Here is an 18,221-nt window from a genome sequence, read left to right on the forward strand (position 1 = left end):
TCACGCTTGAGCGATAACTATAGTCGGAGAGCGGGAAAAAAGGGAGAAATATTGGAGTAATCAGCACGCTACAACGACTAGATAAAAAAGCTGGCTGCAACGATGCCGCACAGGATCATCACAATCAGGATAATTTCGAAGCGATAGCGACGCACCATTTTTCGCTACTCCAGTAAATAAACACCCGGCATAACCGGGTGTTTTCAATCATTAATGCGGTGTTGGCGCTAAGAGGCCGTATTATTTAGCCGCTTTTTTCGCTTTGTGGTGCTTTTTAGCAGCCTGAGCTTTCTGAGCTGGCTTAGTTACTTTTTTGTGGTGCTTTTTAGCAGCCTGAGCTTTCTGTGCAGCTGGCTTGGTTGCTTTTTTGTGGTGCTTTTTAGCAGCCTGGGCTTTCTGTGCAGCTGGTTTGGTTGCTTTTTTGTGGTGCTTTTTAGCAGCCTGAGCTTTCTGTGCAGCTGGCGCTTTCTTCTCTACTTTCTTGTGTTTCTTAGCTGCCTGCGCTTTCTGGGCAACTTTCTTGTGGTGAACCGCTTTGTGTTTAACAGGTGCTGCGGTCGTTGTTGCGGCAGCAGCCGGAGCAGCAGCTGTTTCAGCAGCGAAAGCAACAGAAGACATACCCATAGCAGCGGCGATCACCAGTGCAACTAATTTTTTCATCGCAAAATCCTCGGACTATTTTTTCATGTGTGACCCACTGCGGGGCCGGTGAGACAACTATATGAAAAACAATTGAGGCTTTCCGTGAGGCATTGGTATCGGCGTGTAACGGATTGTACAAAGTGGCGTAAAGGAAGTGAAAAGGGCGGCCGATGGGGCCGCCGCGCAGTTTACGCAGAGAGATAGCGTTGTTCAAGATGTTGACGGAAGTACTGCGGATTCAGTGTTTCACCGGTGGCATTGACTAACAGTTGCTGAGTCGGGAAACGGCTGCCGTGCTGCCAGATATTTTGCTGTAACCAGTCAAACACTGGCTGTAACTCGCCGTTCAGAATTAACTCGTCAACCTGCGGCAGCGCGCGTTTCACCGCCTGGAACAGCTGGGCAGCGTACATAGCACCTAAGGTGTACGTCGGGAAGTAACCAAATGCACCATCGGTCCAGTGGATATCCTGCATACAGCCGTCACGATAGTTGCCCCGCGTATCAATTCCTAGTGACTGCTGCATTTTCTCATCCCACAATGCTGGGATGTCATCAACTTCAATCTCACCTTCAATTAAGGCGCGTTCAATTTCGTAGCGCAGAATCACGTGGGCCGGATAGCTCAGCTCATCCGCATCGACGCGAATAAAACCCGGCTTAACGCGTTGTGTCTGACGAATAAAGTTTTGCACTTCCAGCGCCGGCTGGTCGCGCATCAACGCCACCACCTGCGGATGAATGTGCTGCAGAAAGGCCTTGCTGCGACCAAGCTGCATTTCCATAAACAGGCTCTGCGACTCATGCATGGCGGTGGAACGCGCATGGGCGACGGGTTGTCCGCGCCACTGCTGCGGCAGATTCTGCTCATAGCGAGCATGACCGGTTTCGTGGATCACGCCCATCATCGCGCTGAGGAAATCGTTCTCATTGTAACGGGTGGTGATACGCACATCTTCCGGTACACCGCCGCAAAACGGGTGGGCACTCACGTCGAGACGGCCATGATTAAAATCGAAACCCAGGGTTTTCATCAGGCTGAGGCCGAGCTGTTTCTGCTCATCAATGGCAAAAGGCCCCACGGGGACAGCGATAGGAGTTTGCTGCTGCTTCGCGACGGCTTGCTGTAACAGGTCCGGCAGCCAGCTTTTCAACTCGCCAAAGGTGGTGTCGAGCTGTGCGCTGGTCATGCCCGGCTCAAACACATCCAGCAGGGCGTCATAACGTGAGACACCTAATGCTTCTGCGCGCAGTTGCGCTTCCTGACGGCTGAGCTTCACCACTTCTTTCAGGTTGGCTGAAAATCCTTGCCAGTCGTTGGCGGGGCGCTGTTGACGCCATGCGTGTTCGCAACGAGAGCCTGCCAGTGATTTGGCTTCCACTAATGAAGCCGGGAGGATTGTAGCCTGCTGCCACGCACGCTGCATTTCACTGAGATTTGCCTGCTCAACATCGTTTAACGATTCCTGCTGTGCAGCAGCAAACAGCCCACCGAGACGTTTTTCAGTCAGAATTTCATGCATAAACACGCTCAGTTCGGCAAGGGCTTCGCCGCGTGCCTGACTGCCGCCAGGTGGCATGGTGGTTTGCATATCGACGCCAGCAATAGCGCCAAGGTGACCGAAGCGAGAAAGACGCTGGAAGGTTTTGCTCAGTTCCTGATAAGCGGATGTCACGATGAAAACTCCTTATGACGATAAACGTGGCGAAATGTCTCGCAAGGGTAGATCAATGGGCCAGCAGAAGCGAACGCTGGCGCCACCCAATGGGCTGCTTTCAATGGTGACGTTGCCCTGCAATGCTTGCGCGATGGAGTGGACAATGGCCAGTCCCAAACCACAGCCGCCCGTGGCGCGATCGCGGCTGGGATCGAGCCGGACGAAAGGCTCAAACACGCGAGCGCGTTCTTCCTGTGGAATGCCTGGACCGTCATCCTCGACCTGTAGATTGCCGATGGCGCCGTCAAACCATAAGCTGACGCGCAAACGATGCTGAGCATAGCGCAGTGCATTGTTCACCAGATTATCCAGCACCCGCTCCATCAGACGCGTATCCGCCGCGCCGACGTTTTCCAGCTGCGGAATATCCAGTGCAATCTGTGCCTGAGGATTCATGGTTTGCACATCTTCAATGTGCACGCGCAGCCACTGAGCCAGATCAAACGATTGCAGATTAAGATCGACCCTTGGGCGATCGAGGCGAGCGTAAGTCAGCAGCTCTTCAATCAAGCTCTCTAACTGGCCGACATCGCGATTTAACGCCGCGGATTCGGCTTCACTGAGGTTATCGCTCATCTCCAGTCGATAACGTAGCCGCACCAGTGGCGTGCGCAGTTCATGGGCTATGCCGTCAATCAGCTGCTTCTTACTGGCCACCAGCGTATTAATGTTGTCGGCCATCTGGTTAAACGCCACGCCGAGACTGTGCAAGCTCGACGTGCTTTCGAAATGGGTACGCACATCCAACTCGCCGCGACCAAAGCGTTGAGCGGCTTTTTCCAGCCGCTGCATCTCCTGCCAATGCGGCCGCAGCCAGATAAATACCGGCAGCGCCAGCGACATGCCAATAAAGGCCAGCAGCGCGATATCGAGGATGCGCATCTGATGCAAATAGAACAAATAAGGGATAGGGCCGACTGACAACACATAGTGGCTGCGCGGGATGTGCTGCAGGAAGGTGTATTGATCGTCGAGCGCGACAATTTCACCGGCACGCAGGCGGCGCATATCCGGCTCATCCAGCTCATATTTGCTCATCGGTTCGATATGCAGCTCAAACGATAAATCGAGATCGAGGTTGCGGATGGTTTTGTTCCAGTCACGCGGAGGGATCTCGCGCAATTCGCTACGCATTAAAAACAGCGAGCTGGCCATCAAATCATTCATCGACTGGCGACCCGCACGTTCAGCGGTGAACTTGTACACCAGTCCTACCAGCAAGGTCATCACCAGGAAACAGACGAACAGCAGCAGATAGAACTGGATAAAGAGTTTTCTCATGCAGAACGGGTATCCCAGGCCTGAGGCGCGAACAGGTATCCTTTATTACGGATGGTCTTGATGCGGAACGGTTCGGTGGCACTGTCATAAAGTTTTTTGCGCAGGCGAGAGATCGCCACATCAATACTGCGATCCATGCCGTCGTAAGTCACCCCTCGCAGCGTTTTCAGCAAGGCATCACGGTTCAAAATCTGGCCGGCGTGCGTGGCTAACTCCCACAGCAGATCAAAATCGGCAGTAGAAAGGGTGATGTTTTCTTCAAACAGCATCACCTGACGATTCAGAGAATCTATGGTCAATGAGCCAAAGCGTAACACTCGCTGCGAACTCTGAATGGCTGGCGTGACTTCGGGCTGAGAACCCTGAGCCTGACGCAGGTGTAAACGCAAACGCGCCAGCAAAACGGCGGGCGGCGTGGTTTTCAGAATGTAATCGTTGGCGCCCATTTCCAGCGCCAGAATGTGGTTCATGTCGCTGTCGAGCGAGGTGAGCAGCACGATTGGCCCTGACCAGTGCGCGCGCAAATCGCGACATACCGTCATGCCATCTTTCCCCGGCAACATGATATCCAGCAGCACCAGATCGGGATCGGCGGCAAGAATGGTGGCTTCTGCGCGGTCACCGCGCGTTTCAACAGTCACTTCAATATCGTGGCGGCCAAGGTAAGCGGCGATCAATTCACCAACTTCTGGCTCATCTTCCACATAGACAATTCTGTTCATAGTTCACTGCGAGTGATGACAATGACAGCAGCATAACTTTTCCTGGTCCTGAGCTCTACGCTATCGCACGAAATATCCCTGCCTGACTGGTATGTTTACCGTGAAATGTGCCATTATTAGCGGCGCGTTGTAGCGCAAGGTTCGGAACCGTAACGAAAACCAGGAGGAGTGCGAGGGTGTCTGATAAAGAGCTGGCTTCAGCCGGATACAGTGACCGCATCTGCTTCAATTACAGCGATTTTCTTTCCGCTTCCTGCAAAAAACGCTGGAGCTTCGTTGACGCCATTTATGGCGTGATGCCGATTTTTGGCATGGTGACACGTAAATCCTCGCACGGCTTAGCGGCGAGCGATGAGCACCTGAAAGAATTAGCATTACAAATCATTTCAACGCAGGTCAGTGACGAGATTAATATCGCGCGACTGATCACCTTAGCGGAACAGCAACATATCAGCCGCTTCGACATTCAATTGCCTTACCCTCTGTCAGAAGATCAGCTTGACGCGATTCATCAGGAATACCGTAAAGCGCTTAATCTGACACAGCAGGATGACCTGCTGTGCGTATCCATTCCCGTCCAGCCCCACTAATTATTGCGTGAGCTGCCACGTAGCCGGCAGTGATGCAGCAATCAGCAGTACAATCGCGATGCGCTCCAGCTGTGACAACACCTTGTTGCCGCGGCCGCCGCGTCGCGCATAAAGGAACAGCAGTAATCCCGGCGCGTAAAGCACCACAGACAGCAGCAGATGCAGCGGACCTGAAGCATAAAGCAGCCAGAATCCGTAGGCACTGGCGCCCAATCCCACCGCCATCGCCAGCGGATTATTTTGTCCGCGAACCACTTTGATTAAATACAGACCCACCAGCAGATACGGCACCAGAATCATCTCTGACGCGATGGTCAGGAGCGTATTGTAATCTGCGCCGGTGACGGCAATCAGAATCAAACAGACCTGCACGCTGGCGTTAGTGAGCCACAGCGAAGCAGCCGGAGAATTGTGACGATTCTGGCGTGCAATGCTGCGGGGAAAAGCCCCTTGTTGTGCCGCAAGGAAAGGGACTTCAGCGGCCATGATTGTCCAGCTTAAATACGCGCCACACACGGAAATAATCAGACCCACTGCAATCACCGTATTGCCCCAGTGCCCTAATAAATGCTGCATCAATCCTGCCATCGAAGGATTCCGCATTTGCGCCAGCTCTGCACGCGGCACAACGCCCAGCGCAAGCAGGGTAACCAGCAAGTAAACCAGCAGGGCCGCGATAACCGCCAGCATGGTGGCGCGTCCCACATCTTTCTTGTGACGGGCTCGCGCGGAAACCACGACCGCGCCTTCGACACCAATAAACACCCACAGGGTGATCAGCATAGTTTGCTTGACCTGCTGCCAGAGCGGCTGCCCTAAAGCCACGCCAGTAAAATCGAAGTGAAAGCGATCGTAGTTGAATGCCAGCAAGGCCAGCACCACAAACAACAGTAGCGGCACCAGTTTGCCCAAGGTCGCTAACAGATTGATGCTGGCAGCGGTTTGCACCCCGCGCAATACCAGGCAATGCACTAACAACAGCAGCACCGACGCGCCGAGCATCGCCTGCCAGGTGTTGCCATCGCCGAATACCACGTGCCCCGGAGAATCGGTAAAGAAACTCAATGCCGAAAAGACAATCACCAGATACGAAACGTTAGCGATCACCGCACATAACCAGTAGCCCCATGCGGAGCAAAATCCCATCAGCTCACCAAATCCTGCACGCGCGTAGGTAAAAATCCCGCCGTCCAGTTCGGGTTTTAAGCGCGTCAACAGCAGCATCGCCAGGGCAAGAAACAGGATCCCCACACCAGTAATTAACCAGCCAATCAGCAAGGCCGCAGGGCCCGCCACCGACGCCATATTTTGCGGCAGACTGAACACGCCCGCGCCAAGCATTGAGCTGAGTACCAACGCGGTGAGCGCGCTGAGACCTAATTTTTTATCCAAAATACCTTTCCCGGACAGCAGAGTATGCTGGTTAGTGACGATTCCGCTGGAGTGTAACGTGGTGATTAGCGCAGTTTAAAACGGAATAGACTGAAAACAGGCGAAGGATTTTACGGAGAGCGGGAAGGGAAGGCAATGCAGGATTATGCAGATTTGCGCACAGACTATGCAAACAGATACGCAGGGCGACAGGCGCCGCCCTGCATCGATATTACTTGAACAGATCCGCGGTCACGGTGAGGTTACCACCACTCTGGTTAGACCACTGACGGGTGACGTGGTAGAACTTCGCCCCTTTATCCGCTGCGCGTTTACCTACAGCTTCTGAAATCTCTGTCGGCGTACCGAAATGATCGGAGAAGGTGATGGTATCGAACGGTTGCATCTGTGCAGCGGTGATCGCATTGATCTCCTGCACGCTGCGTCCATCGGCCAGTTTAACGGTGTAACGTTCGCCGGTAGAACTCTGGGTTTCGAAGAAACGGCCTACGCTGCGGCTTGGGGTGTCAGAGGAAGCAACGCCTGGAATGGCCACTTTCTTCGCTTCTACGCCGCCGGCGGCCAATGCCGCTTTACCAGCTTCAGAATCGGCAGGAATGGCATCAGAAACGTTCTGCACTTTACGCTCTGCAGCATCTGCTTTGTAAACGTAAGCCGTCACATACTGATTGCCGCCGTTGTTTGCATCGACCTGACGAACGATAAAGAACGACGCTGCGCCTTTATCTTTAGCCTGTTTAGCAATCGCTTCGTTTACATCTGGCTGGCTGGAGAAGAAACCATTGACCGACACGGTATCAAACGGTTCTAAGCGATAGGCTTCTGCTTTTGGCAGCTCTTTAACACCATTAAACATACGATATTTAGTGGACTGATCGGCTTTTGGTGCATCGGCTTTATACAAATCAGCCGTGACGCGCCAGTTGCCGCCATTGCCATTGGTGTCATTGATGCCTTGTACATAGAAGGAGTCAGCGCCTTTTTCATCGGCTGCTTTGGAGATGGCATCGGTGGCATCACCAATGGCATTGAAACGACCGCTGATATTAATACGTTGGAATGGTTTCAACGCGGCCGCTTGTTCTGGCGTCAACTCTTTGGCCGCAAATGCATTTGCGGCCAACAGTGATAACAGGGTGGTCGCCAGAATGGTGTTCTTCAGCTTCATAAAAATGATCCTTCGCCTTACGCAAAATGAGTACGAAAACGTGCTGGACTCTTGATGTATAACAGATTAGCCGCTGATTATTGCATGTAATAATCCACCTGTCTCAGCCATTTTATGTGCATAACATTGACAATCTCCGCAAGTTATTCATCGACATGTCATTTGCCTATGCTATGGCTTTTTTTGACCGGCTTACCACTTATTGTGGTAACACATAGTGCCATAATAGTTAATGCATTGTTAATTAAAGGTTTTTTAAAACACTTAATTCGACATGACACGATTCTGCGCAGCAGATTATTTTTTATAACGGCAGAAAACTAGTGGCAAAAGGTGGCATTCATTCTTTGCATCTGAATATTTGAGTGAATGTCATAAGTGTGCGTTATCGCTGTGGATCACTTTTCACATTTTCAGTAGGTTATAAAGACTTTGTTACATTGCGCATTTTGCTCATAAAAAGCTGAAACGCTGTTTCAGCCTTATGGGCTTGTGCCACTTACAGAACCTCATCCTTTAATTGTTGAAAGGAAACAGTATGTTAATTGGGATACCCCAAGAGCGGTTAGCCAACGAGTCGCGCGTCGCCGCTACGCCCAAGACCGTTGAGCAACTGATCAAGCTGGGATTCAGCGTCACTGTCGAGCAGGGCGCTGGTATTCGTGCCAGCTTTGATGACGAAAGCTTTATCGCCGCCGGTGCCACCATCAGCACCACGCAAGATGTCTGGCAATCTGACATTGTGTTGAAAGTGAATGCGCCAGACGATCGGGAAATTGAACTGACGCGTGCAGGCAGTACGCTGGTGAGCTTTATCTGGCCTGCGCAAAATCCGGCCCTGTTGGAGAAATTAGCGGCGCGCAACGTCACCGTCATGGCGATGGATTCCGTACCGCGTATTTCCCGTGCCCAGTCACTGGATGCGCTGAGTTCGATGGCAAACATCGCGGGTTACCGTGCCATTGTCGAAGCTGCGCATGAATTCGGACGCTTCTTTACCGGTCAAATTACGGCAGCGGGTAAAGTCCCCCCGGCCAAGGTCATGATCATCGGCGCGGGCGTGGCAGGTTTGGCCGCAATTGGCGCAGCGGGCAGCCTCGGTGCGATCGTGCGTGCGTTTGATACCCGTCCAGAAGTAAAAGAACAAGTGCAGAGTATGGGCGCTGAGTTCCTTGAACTGGACTTTGAAGAAGAAGCCGGCAGCGGTGATGGCTATGCCAAAGTGATGTCTGAAGCCTTTATTGAGGCCGAGATGGCGCTGTTTGCTGCGCAGGCTAAAGAAGTCGATATCATCGTGACCACTGCACTGATCCCAGGCAAACCGGCACCGAAGCTGATTACCGCTGAAATGGTTGCCAGCATGAAGCCGGGTAGCGTGATTGTCGATCTGGCGGCAGCAACCGGCGGTAACTGCGATTTGACCGTGGCCGATCAGGTTACGCTCACCTCCAACGGTGTGAAAATTATCGGTTACACCGATCTGCCTAGCCGTCTGGCGACCCAATCCTCTCAGCTGTACGGCACAAACCTGGTTAACCTGCTGAAACTGCTGTGCAAAGAGAAGAACGGTGAAATCACCGTCGACTTTGAAGATGTGGTTGTTCGCGGCGTGACGGTGATTCGTGCAGGCGAAGTCACCTGGCCAGCACCGCCAATTCAGGTATCTGCTGCGCCGAAAGCCACGCAGGCTGCCATCGAGCCAAAAGTCAAAGTGGAGACTAAACCGGTCTCGCCATGGCGCAAGTATCTGCTGCTGGCTCTGGCGGTGGTGCTGTTTGCCTGCCTCGCCAACGTCGCGCCACCTGAGTTCCTGTCCCACTTCACCGTCTTCGCGCTCTCCTGCGTCGTCGGTTACTACGTGGTGTGGAACGTCAGTCATGCATTGCATACCCCGTTGATGTCCGTCACTAATGCCATTTCCGGCATTATTGTGGTGGGCGCGGTGCTGCAGATGGGCCACGGTGGTTGGGTGACGTTCCTTGCCTTCGTTGCCGTACTGATTGCCAGCATCAATATCTTCGGTGGTTTCACCGTCACCCAGCGCATGCTGAAAATGTTTCGTAAGAATTAAGGGGTTTCACCATGTCTGGCGGATTAGTGACTGCAGCATATATTGTTGCCGCAATTCTGTTTATTTTCAGCCTTGGCGGCCTCTCTAAACATGAGACGTCCAAGCAGGGTAATATCTTTGGCATCAGCGGCATGGCGATTGCGCTGTTGGCGACAATCTTCGGCCCTAACAGCGGCAACGTTGCGTGGATCCTGCTGGCGATGGTCATCGGTGGTGCGATTGGCGTGCGTCTGGCGAAGAAAGTCGAAATGACCGAAATGCCGGAGCTGGTGGCGATTTTGCACAGCTTCGTGGGTTTGGCAGCGGTGCTGGTGGGCTTCAACAGCTACCTCGACCACGCGCCAGGCCTGCCGGCAGTGATGGAAAATATCCATCTGACCGAAGTGTTCCTTGGCATCTTCATTGGTGCAGTGACCTTCACCGGATCTCTCGTGGCGTTTGGTAAACTGCGCGGTAAGATTTCTTCCAAAGCGCTGATGTTGCCGCATCGCCACAAAATGAATCTCGCTGCACTGGTGGTTTCCTTCCTGCTGATGCTGTGGTTTGTGCAGACGGATAGCACCGCTTCACAAGTGGTGGCGCTGTTGCTGATGACGGCGATCGCATTGGTGTTCGGCTGGCATCTGGTGGCCTCGATTGGCGGTGCAGATATGCCAGTGGTGGTTTCCATGCTGAACTCCTACTCCGGTTGGGCGGCAGCGGCGGCGGGCTTTATGCTCAGCAATGACCTGCTAATTGTCACCGGTGCGCTGGTTGGTTCTTCAGGTGCGATTCTGTCCTACATTATGTGTAAGGCGATGAACCGCTCGTTCATCAGCGTTATCGCGGGTGGCTTTGGTACTGACGTCAGCGTCGGTGGCGAAAGTGAAGAAGAGGGTGAACATCGTGAGATCACCGCGGAAGATACGGCGGAGCTGCTGAAAGGGTCAACGTCAGTGATCATCACCCCAGGCTACGGCATGGCGGTGGCGCAGGCGCAGTATCCGGTGGCGGAAATCACCGAGAAGCTTCGTGCACGTGGCATCAAAGTGCGCTTTGGCATCCATCCGGTGGCAGGGCGTCTGCCAGGACACATGAACGTACTCCTTGCGGAAGCGCGAGTGCCGTACGATGTGGTACTGGAGATGGACGAGATTAACGATGATTTCAGCGAGACGGATACCGTATTGGTGATCGGTGCCAACGATACCGTTAACCCGGCGGCGCAAGAAGATCCACGTAGCCCTATTGCCGGTATGCCAGTGCTGGAAGTGTGGAAAGCGCAGAACGTGATCGTGTTCAAGCGTTCCATGAACACCGGTTACGCTGGCGTGCAGAATCCACTGTTCTTTAAGGACAACACGCAAATGTTGTTTGGTGATGCTAAAGCGAGTGTAGAAGGTATCCTGCGCGCGTTGTAATCGTCACTCGATTGAAAAAAAAGGCGACCATCTGGTCGCCTTTATTGTTTTAATCGTCGGCGTCTTCTTCGTCATCATAATCAATCGGCGATTTGAAATCGTCTGGTTTGATCGCCAGTAAATCGCAGCGTAAATGATCGATAACTTGTTCTGCGGTGTTGCCGAGGAAAGCCGCAGAGAGACCGGTACGGCCAATGGTGCCGAGCACCACAATCCCGGCTTCCAAATGCAAAGCGATATCCGGAATCACTTCCTCCGGCAAACCTTTCGCCACATGGGTAAATTCTTCGCCGATAGAGAATTTCTGCCGCAGTGCTTTCATCGCCACTAAATGCTGGCCACGAATGGCATCGTTGTAAACGCTGGGATCAAAGTCGGGCAGTTCAATCGCGATATTGATGGGCGTAATCGGATAGGCACCCACCAGATGCACCTCAGTGTGATTCACCATGTCGGCCAGCAGCACCGTTTCACGAATCAACTTCTGATTTAACTCATCATGATGCGGTTCTTCACTGGCCAGATTGACCGCCACCACGGCTCGGCCACCTTCCGGCCAGGGCTGATCTTTCACCATCCACACCGGGCAAGGGCATTTACGCAGCAGATGCCAGTCGGTAGGCGTAAAAATCACAGCTTCCAGGCGATCGTGCTGATGGGCCATTTTCAGCACTAAGTCGTGCTGATGCGCCATCACTTCCTGAATAATCGCCTCGTAGGGACGGTTATGCCACACCACTTTAATATCAATTTCTACCCCGGCCTCAATATAGGCGTGGGCCTGCTGGCGGATCCACTCTGTGCGTTGGCTGATCACACCCTTGCGCATGTTGGAACGCTCATCAGGGGACAGCAGGGTAGTCATTTCGTAGGAGAAGTCGTAGATAGGCAGGAAAGCTTTGATTTTTTCCGCCGATACGTTGATTCAGATAAACCGCACGACGCAGCGCGGGCTGATCATCCTGTTGGGCGTCAATCGCGACCAGAATATTTTGGTACCGGGACATAAGGCAATCTCCTCAAACCAAAGCAAGTTGGATTAAAGATAGCCTAAGTTTGCGCAGGGCAGAAGAGGAAAAGTTGTTGCCGGATCAATAAAATAACATTTATCAACCCGGCTTAACATCATGCGGCTTGTTCAGTCTGACCCGCCAGTTCTGCCAGCAAAGCATGGTTTTCAATGGTGATATATTTGCCTTTTACCGCCAGCATGCCACTTTTCTGGAAGCGGCCCAGCAAACGACTAATGGTTTCTACGGTTAGTCCCAAATAGTTACCAATGTCGCCACGTGTCATGGTGAGACGGAATTCACGCTGTGAGAAACCACGTTGACCGAAGCGACGTGACAGATTCCAGACAAACGCCGCCAGGCGCTCTTCGGCGTTCTTTTTAGACAACAGCAGAATCATGTCCTGATCGCCTTTGATCTCACCGCTCATTAAACGCATCATCTGCTGGCGCAGTGCGGGCATTTTACCGGAGAGATCGTCAAGGGTTTCAAACGGAATCTCACAAACCATGGCGGTTTCAAGTGCCTGAGCAAAACTAGGATGGTGCGCGCCAACAATGGCGTCAAAACCGACTAAATCACCCGCCAGATGGAAGCCGGTAATTTGTTCGTCACCCTGTTCAGTAATGGTGTAGCTTTTGATGGTGCCGGAGCGGATAGCATAAAGCGATTTCAATTCATCACCGGCTTTGAACAGCGTCTGGCCTTTTTGAATGGGCTTTTTGCGCTCAATAATATTATCCAGCTGATCCAGCTCGTGCTCGTTCAGCGTGAAGGGAATGCACAATTGGCTGATACTGCAATCCTGACAATGGATGGCACAACCGCCTGACTGAATACGTCGAATGCTGCGTTTTTCCGGGATCATATAGTTACGCTCGATGATTATTGACTGCGGTCAATTTTAACATTTTTACGCGTTAAGGGAACTCATCCGAGCAGTATTAATCGTTAAAACCCCACTAACGTCAGGTATACCAGTGTCTGCGCAGGTTGGCCTTTACGCCGTTTCTTGATCTGGAACGTTTTCTTGCCACTGTTTACAATGGCTCGTAACCTGTTATGACGCAAAAAGTGACAGATGTGATGCCAAATATCCTTTGCTACTCTTTTGCTTTGGACAGAAATTTTGCGCTCAGCAAACCACCAGGCGTGAGAACAAACCATGAACCTTGACGATGAAGACCTTTTCCGGGATGCCATGGGCGATGTAACGCCACTCAAAGATTGCGCCAACACCCAATGGCTACGTGCACCTTCCACCAAGGAACCCCGACCGCCACGAGCAGGTGATGAACAGGAAAACTTCCTGACGCGCGGCTTCCTCGATATCGTCCCGTTAACGACGCCATTGGAATATACAACTGAAGGGATACAACAGGGCGTGCTGGATAAATTGCGTTTAGGCAAATATCCACCGGAGGCCAGCTTGAATCTGCTGCGGCAGCCTGTGGAAACCTGCCGCCAGGCGCTGTTCAGTTTTATGCTGCAGGCGCGAAAACAGGGATTACGCAATTTGTTAATCATTCATGGCAAAGGCCGTGATGATGAATCTCATGCCAATATCGTGCGCAGCTATGTGGCGCGTTGGTTGCCGCAGTTCGATGAAGTTCAGAGCTTCTGCGTGGCGCAACCCCAACACGGCGGTGCCGGGGCTTTGTATGTCAGCTTAAGAAAAACCGATGAGGCGCGACAGGATAATCGCGAGCGTCACGCCAAACGCAGCCGTTAATCAGGTATGGAATTTACGAATGGTCGCCATTAAGACTTCAGCGCTCAGGCTGAGCGGGGTGCCGCTACGGGTAATGATGCCCACAGGTTCACCCGGCCCTGGCGAGTTGATTGGCAGGGCGGCAACAGCGTGATGACTAAGATCTTCTTTAATGGCACCTGACGGCACAAACCACACGTAGTCATAACGCAACGCCAACTGACGTGCGAGTGAAGTGGAAGAGGTTTCCACGCAGTTAGCGGGCAGTGAACAGCCTTGTTCATCCAGCATATGTTGTGCAATACGACGCGGTGCAGTGCCTTCCGGCGATATCACCACCGGCCACTGCATGGCGCGGGATAACGTGACATTGTCACTAAGTAGTGGATGTTCCGGTCGAACCACCAGTTTCAGTGATTCCACGAATAACAGCTCATAGGTCAGGCCAGCCATCATCTCACTGTTTGCCATGCGTCCAATACCGATATCAAACTCACCGGCGCGCAGCCCGGCCAGCAGGACATTATTGTGCAACGTGGCGACCTGAACGGTAGTGTTCGGTTGTTGCTCATGAAAACGGTCGAGAATCTGTGGCAGCATGCCCATCGCAGCGGTGGTCAGCGCGCCCAGCCGAATCACGACCGGACGGCCCGGTTGCGGGGCGTTAAAGCTCTGACCCGCGTGATTTAGCGCATCCAGCACTTTCACTGCATGAATCAGAAATTGTTCACCAAGGGTGGTCAGCTGTGCACCGAGGCGCCCACGTTCGAACAGACGTGCACCGGCCAGTTCTTCAAGCTCATTAAGGGTTTTAGAGAGTGCGGGTTGGCTGAGATTCAGCGTTTCTGCCGCGCGCCCCAAAGTCCCTTGCTGCGCGACCGCAACAAAGGTGTGCAAATGGCGCAAGCGAATGCGCTGATTGAAAAGGATATTTTTGTCCATAACCTTCAACATAATGACTTTTACTGCTCGGCGGCAACCGGCAAACTGGAATTATGTTAACTTCACTGCAAAATTATATTAACAAAAACACCCAAAAGCCTAACTCTCTGTAGTTAAACGAATATTGATAAATGTGCTCCCTCCGTAAATTATCACCTGTTGTAATATCAAATGCTTAATCTCGCAAAATTTGAATAATTCTCAGTTACATTCAAAAATCCTGCCCGTTATTGTTAACGATGAGCTATCATTAGCGCCGTTTTTTTACCAAAACTGATGATTACACGATGAACATGCAGGAGTTGATCCGTGACCACCGTTGAAGCCGTAGATGTCCGCCAGCTGATCAATCAGAGTGCGCTTAGCCGTTGGCAAAAACGCCTGATTGCCCTGTGCTTCATCGTGGTGGCGCTGGACGGTATGGACATTGCGCTGATGGGCTTTATCGCGCCGACGCTTAAAGCCAGCTGGGGAGTCACTAACCATCAGCTGGGCATGGTCATCAGCGCCGCACTGATTGGTCTGGCACTGGGCGCAATGGTGGCCGGACCGCTGGCCGACCGCTATGGGCGACGGGTCATGATCCTGCTTAGCGTTGGATTTTTGGTCTGTGGACGCTGGCCACCGCCATGGCGCAAAACATCGATCAGATGATGTTGTTCCGCTTTCTCACCGGCCTCGGTCTGGGTGCCGCGATGCCCAACGTGGGAACGCTGGTGGCTGAATATGCGCCAGAGCGTCGTCGCTCCTTTATTATCACCGTGGTGTTCTGTGGCTTTACCTTTGGTGCCGCGTCGGGTGGTTTTGCGGCCTCCTGGCTGCTGCCTCGATATGACTGGCATTCGGTGATGTTAATGGGTGGTGTGTTGCCGCTGATTGTTTTGCCCTTTCTGCTGCGCGGTTTACCTGAATCGGTACGTTTTCTCATTAGTCGCCGTGCACCTGCGGCGCGAATCCATGCGATTCTGGATCGCATGTTGCCCGGTGTGGTTGAGCCTGACAGCCACTATCAAACGGTGGAACCGGTGGCCGTCAGACGAGGTGCGGTGGCGACCGTGGTGTCCCGGCGCTATTTGTTTGGCAGCCTGATGCTGTGGGGCGGCTACTTTATGGGGCTGTTCCTCGTCTACCTGATCGGCAGCTGGATGCCATCGCTGATTAACACCCTCGGCATGTCGGTGACGGAAGCGGCGATTGTCACCGCCATGTATCAGGCGGGCGGTACCGTGGGTTCCCTGTTTGCCGGATGGCTAATGGATCGCATCAACGCCAATATTGCCCTGGCGGTGATCTACTTCTGCGGCGGTATTGCCATCGTCGCTTTGGGGTTTTCGCCGGCAGAAGTCGGAATAATGAGTGCCATCGCCTTCTTCAGCGGCTTCTGCTTCAATGGTGCCAACACCGGTATGAATGCGCTCTCGGCCAGCTATTACCCTACGCATGCGCGCGCGACGGGCTCCAGCTGGATGCACGGTGTCGGACGCGTCGGGGCAATCATGAGTGCTTTTGTCGGTGCAGAGCTTTTGTCACTTGGCTGGTCGTTCAGCCAGATCTTCCTGCTTTTAGCCATACCGGCGGTGTTGACCACCATTATGCTGGCTCTGAAATGTCGTTTTGGTGACGCGTCGCAGCGCATTGAGTGAAAGGGCGATCACAGTTCCACGAAATTCCTCCACGGCGATAAAGGGTTGATCTACATTAGCAACAACCCTTAACGCCGAGGTGATGACCATGGAAAACTTTCTCACCAGCGATGCCATCCGCACGCTGTTCTCTCAAGCCATGTCCAATATGTATCAGCAGGAAGTGCCGCAATATGGCACCCTGACGCAACTGGTCACCGCCGTGAATGAACGCACGCTGGAAGCGCATCCCGCGCTGAAAAACCGCCTGGCGGCTGCCGATGAACTGAGTCGTTTGAGCGTAGAACGTCACGGTGCCATTCGCGTCGGAACCGCCGAAGAACTCAGCACGCTGCGTCAAATGTTTGCGGTGATGGGGATGGAACCGGTGGGATATTATGATCTGTCGCAGGCGGGCGTCCCCGTGCACTCCACCGCTTTTCGTCCGGTAACCGACAGTGCCTTGCGCCGCAATCCTTTCCGCGTTTTTACCTCACTGTTGCGTCTGGAACTGATTGACGACGATGACCTGCGCGCACGCGCCGCCGCAATTTTAGCCGCGCGCGATATCTTCACGCCTGGCTGCCGCGCCTTGATCACACAGCATCAGCAGCAGGGAGGGTTAACGGCCGCCGATGCCGCGATTTTTGTTAAAGAGGCGCTGGAAACCTTCCGCTGGCATGCGCAGACCACGGTGGATAGCGTGACCTATCGCGCTCTGAGTCAGCAGCATCGTTTGATTGCCGATGTGGTGTGCTTCCGCGGCTGCCACATTAACCATCTGACGCCTCGCACGTTGGATATCGATCGCGTGCAGACGCTAATGCCGACGCGTGGTATCGAACCCAAAACCTTGATTGAAGGGCCGCCGCGGCGCGAGGTGCCGATCCTGTTGCGCCAAACCAGTTTTAAAGCGCTGGAAGAGGCGGTGCATTTTAATGACGGTACGCCGGGTACTCACACGGCGCGCTTTGGCGAGATTGAGCAGCGTGGCGCAGCACTGACGCCAAAAGGACGCATGCTTTACGACCGTTTGTTAGCGGAAGCGGGCACCGGCAGCGATAATCAGCATCACCAGCAACATCTCAGTGCGGTGTTTAGGGATTTCCCTGATGATGAAGAAACGCTTCGCAACCAGGCGCTGGCGTGGTTCCGCTACCGGTTGACAGAGCAAGGCATTCAGCATCCCCCACAAGCGGGTGAAACGCTAAAGCAACTGCTTGCCGCAGGGCGCGTGCAGGCAGAGCCGATGGTGTATGAAGATTTCCTGCCGGTCAGTGCAGCGGGCATATTTCAGTCGAACCTCGGTGATGTCGCGCAAGCGCGCAGCGCAGGCAATGCCAGTCGGGCAGATTTTGAGACGGCATTAGGCACAGCAGTGCTGGATGAAATGGCGCTGTATCAGCAGATGCAGCAGCGCAGTCTGGAACGGTGCGGTATCCGATAACGTAAAAGAAAGCCGGTCTGTGAAGTGGCATAACCACTTCAGCAGACCGGCTTATTTTCTTCTATTTATTATTGCAGGCGCGAATCACGCACCAGCGTGTACTTCCCGGCACCCAAAAACATGATGGCGAGTGCGCCAAGCAGATAAAGCGCCTCTGTTTCCAGAGACCAGGCGCCAACATCAGTGCGATGCCAAACCGCGCCCATTTTTACCAGCAGTGTCGCAACAATCATGTTCACCGCAATAATGAAGGCCGCAGGGCGCGTCATTAAACCGATGATCACCATCACAGGTGCCACTATTTCCCCGATGTAAGCACCGTAAGCGATGAAACCTGGCATCCCTTTAACGGCCAGCATGTGAGCGATCCAGTCGACGCCATGCATCACTTTAAATTCGCCATGAAACAACAGCAGGCCGCCAAATGTCAGACGCAACAGCAGTTTACCGAAGTCCGGGTGATCGCTCATCCGATTAAACATCTGGTTGATTCCACCAAACATCG

15 protein-coding genes and 2 pseudogenes are annotated in these 18,221 nt (G+C 53.2%); 6 read left to right on the forward strand and 11 right to left on the reverse strand.

What is annotated here, in order from left to right:
• Positions 1-77: 77 nt before the first annotated feature.
• The 5 genes from ydgU to rstA form a co-directional block, all read right to left on the reverse strand.
• On the reverse strand, positions 78-158 hold the full coding sequence (ydgU, locus tag HA45_RS29445) for a small membrane protein YdgU (RefSeq protein ID WP_455843913.1): 81 nt from the start codon (positions 156-158) through the stop codon (positions 78-80).
• An 82-nt stretch (positions 159-240) separates the two neighbouring features.
• Positions 241-660: an acid resistance repetitive basic protein Asr gene (gene asr / locus HA45_RS26410; RefSeq protein ID WP_100700577.1), complete on the reverse strand. Its 420-nt coding sequence runs from the start codon at positions 658-660 to the stop codon at positions 241-243.
• A gap of 170 nt (positions 661-830) precedes the next feature.
• Positions 831-2,318, reverse strand: a complete 1,488-nt coding sequence (locus tag HA45_RS26415) for a carboxypeptidase M32 (RefSeq protein WP_100700576.1) — start codon at positions 2,316-2,318, stop codon at positions 831-833.
• Positions 2,319-2,330: 12 nt separating this feature from the next.
• Positions 2,331-3,641, reverse strand: a complete 1,311-nt coding sequence (rstB, locus tag HA45_RS26420) for a two-component system sensor histidine kinase RstB (RefSeq protein ID WP_100700575.1) — start codon at positions 3,639-3,641, stop codon at positions 2,331-2,333.
• Positions 3,638-4,363 carry a two-component system response regulator RstA gene (gene rstA / locus HA45_RS26425; protein WP_100700574.1) on the reverse strand — a complete coding sequence of 242 codons (726 nt, stop codon included), beginning with the start codon at positions 4,361-4,363 and terminating at the stop codon, positions 3,638-3,640. Before rstA ends, rstB begins: the two co-directional genes overlap by 4 nt.
• Positions 4,364-4,539: 176 nt before the next feature.
• On the opposite strand from rstA, the gene HA45_RS26430 reads away from it, so the two are divergent.
• On the forward strand, positions 4,540-4,953 hold the full coding sequence (locus tag HA45_RS26430; RefSeq protein ID WP_100700573.1) for a hypothetical protein: 414 nt from the start codon (positions 4,540-4,542) through the stop codon (positions 4,951-4,953).
• On the opposite strand, the gene HA45_RS26435 is transcribed toward HA45_RS26430, so the two are convergent.
• Both HA45_RS26435 and ydgH read right to left on the reverse strand, forming a co-directional pair.
• Positions 4,954-6,345: a basic amino acid/polyamine antiporter gene (locus HA45_RS26435; RefSeq protein ID WP_100700572.1), complete on the reverse strand. Its 1,392-nt coding sequence runs from the start codon at positions 6,343-6,345 to the stop codon at positions 4,954-4,956. It lies immediately after the preceding gene.
• Positions 6,346-6,556: 211 nt separating this feature from the next.
• The gene (ydgH, locus tag HA45_RS26440; protein ID WP_100700571.1) at positions 6,557-7,513 is read right to left on the reverse strand and encodes a DUF1471 family protein YdgH; all 957 of its coding nucleotides are present in this window, start codon (positions 7,511-7,513) and stop codon (positions 6,557-6,559) included.
• Between the two features lie 538 nt (positions 7,514-8,051).
• On the opposite strand from ydgH, the gene pntA reads away from it, so the two are divergent.
• Together pntA and pntB are read left to right on the forward strand one after the other, a co-directional pair.
• Complete coding sequence (gene pntA / locus HA45_RS26445; protein ID WP_100700570.1) at positions 8,052-9,584, forward strand: Re/Si-specific NAD(P)(+) transhydrogenase subunit alpha; 1,533 nt, start codon at positions 8,052-8,054, stop codon at positions 9,582-9,584.
• Positions 9,585-9,595: 11 nt separating this feature from the next.
• Positions 9,596-10,984, forward strand: coding sequence for a Re/Si-specific NAD(P)(+) transhydrogenase subunit beta (gene pntB / locus HA45_RS26450; RefSeq protein WP_100700569.1), 1,389 nt, complete (start codon positions 9,596-9,598; stop codon positions 10,982-10,984).
• Positions 10,985-11,033: 49 nt separating this feature from the next.
• On the opposite strand, the pseudogene uspE reads toward pntB, so the two are convergent.
• Positions 11,034-11,991 (reverse strand): annotated as a pseudogene (uspE, locus tag HA45_RS26455) (universal stress protein UspE).
• A 118-nt stretch (positions 11,992-12,109) separates the two neighbouring features.
• A complete protein-coding gene (fnr, locus tag HA45_RS26460; protein WP_034830913.1) occupies positions 12,110-12,862 on the reverse strand; it encodes a fumarate/nitrate reduction transcriptional regulator Fnr in 753 nt (250 codons plus the stop codon).
• Positions 12,863-13,159: 297 nt separating this feature from the next.
• Between fnr and smrA the strand changes: the two genes are divergently transcribed.
• Positions 13,160-13,726: a DNA endonuclease SmrA gene (gene smrA / locus HA45_RS26465; protein WP_100700567.1), complete on the forward strand. Its 567-nt coding sequence runs from the start codon at positions 13,160-13,162 to the stop codon at positions 13,724-13,726.
• Here smrA and HA45_RS26470 read toward each other — a convergent pair whose 3' ends face one another.
• The gene (locus tag HA45_RS26470; RefSeq protein WP_100700566.1) at positions 13,727-14,647 is read right to left on the reverse strand and encodes a LysR substrate-binding domain-containing protein; all 921 of its coding nucleotides are present in this window, start codon (positions 14,645-14,647) and stop codon (positions 13,727-13,729) included. It abuts the gene before it with no gap.
• A 309-nt stretch (positions 14,648-14,956) separates the two neighbouring features.
• Between HA45_RS26470 and HA45_RS26475 the strand changes: the two are divergent.
• Both HA45_RS26475 and hglS read left to right on the forward strand, forming a co-directional pair.
• Positions 14,957-16,290 (forward strand): annotated as a pseudogene (locus HA45_RS26475) (MFS transporter).
• An 88-nt stretch (positions 16,291-16,378) separates the two neighbouring features.
• Entirely contained in the window at positions 16,379-17,716 is a 1,338-nt protein-coding gene (gene hglS, locus HA45_RS26480; RefSeq protein ID WP_100700564.1) for a 2-oxoadipate dioxygenase/decarboxylase HglS, read from the forward strand.
• Positions 17,717-17,784: 68 nt separating this feature from the next.
• On the opposite strand, the gene HA45_RS26485 is transcribed toward hglS, so the two are convergent.
• Positions 17,785-18,219 carry a DoxX family protein gene (locus HA45_RS26485; protein WP_100700563.1) on the reverse strand — a complete coding sequence of 145 codons (435 nt, stop codon included), beginning with the start codon at positions 18,217-18,219 and terminating at the stop codon, positions 17,785-17,787.
• Positions 18,220-18,221 lie beyond the last annotated feature (2 nt).

This window comes from Pantoea rodasii (assembly GCF_002095465.1).
GTDB lineage: Bacteria > Pseudomonadota > Gammaproteobacteria > Enterobacterales > Enterobacteriaceae > Pantoea > Pantoea rodasii.

Coding starts and splice junctions, on each gene's coding strand:
- fnr (WP_034830913.1), bottom strand. CDS start 12,862: ATGATCCCGGAAAAACGCAGCATTCGACGTATTCAGTCAGGCGGTTGT.
- HA45_RS26470 (WP_100700566.1), bottom strand. CDS start 14,647: ATGGACAAAAATATCCTTTTCAATCAGCGCATTCGCTTGCGCCATTTG.
- rstB (WP_100700575.1), bottom strand. CDS start 3,641: ATGAGAAAACTCTTTATCCAGTTCTATCTGCTGCTGTTCGTCTGTTTC.
- ydgH (WP_100700571.1), bottom strand. CDS start 7,513: ATGAAGCTGAAGAACACCATTCTGGCGACCACCCTGTTATCACTGTTG.
- hglS (WP_100700564.1), top strand. CDS start 16,379: ATGGAAAACTTTCTCACCAGCGATGCCATCCGCACGCTGTTCTCTCAA.
- ydgU (WP_455843913.1), bottom strand. CDS start 158: ATGGTGCGTCGCTATCGCTTCGAAATTATCCTGATTGTGATGATCCTG.
- rstA (WP_100700574.1), bottom strand. CDS start 4,363: ATGAACAGAATTGTCTATGTGGAAGATGAGCCAGAAGTTGGTGAATTG.
- smrA (WP_100700567.1), top strand. CDS start 13,160: ATGAACCTTGACGATGAAGACCTTTTCCGGGATGCCATGGGCGATGTA.
- HA45_RS26485 (WP_100700563.1), bottom strand. CDS start 18,219: ATGTTTGGTGGAATCAACCAGATGTTTAATCGGATGAGCGATCACCCG.
- pntA (WP_100700570.1), top strand. CDS start 8,052: ATGTTAATTGGGATACCCCAAGAGCGGTTAGCCAACGAGTCGCGCGTC.
- pntB (WP_100700569.1), top strand. CDS start 9,596: ATGTCTGGCGGATTAGTGACTGCAGCATATATTGTTGCCGCAATTCTG.
- asr (WP_100700577.1), bottom strand. CDS start 660: ATGAAAAAATTAGTTGCACTGGTGATCGCCGCTGCTATGGGTATGTCT.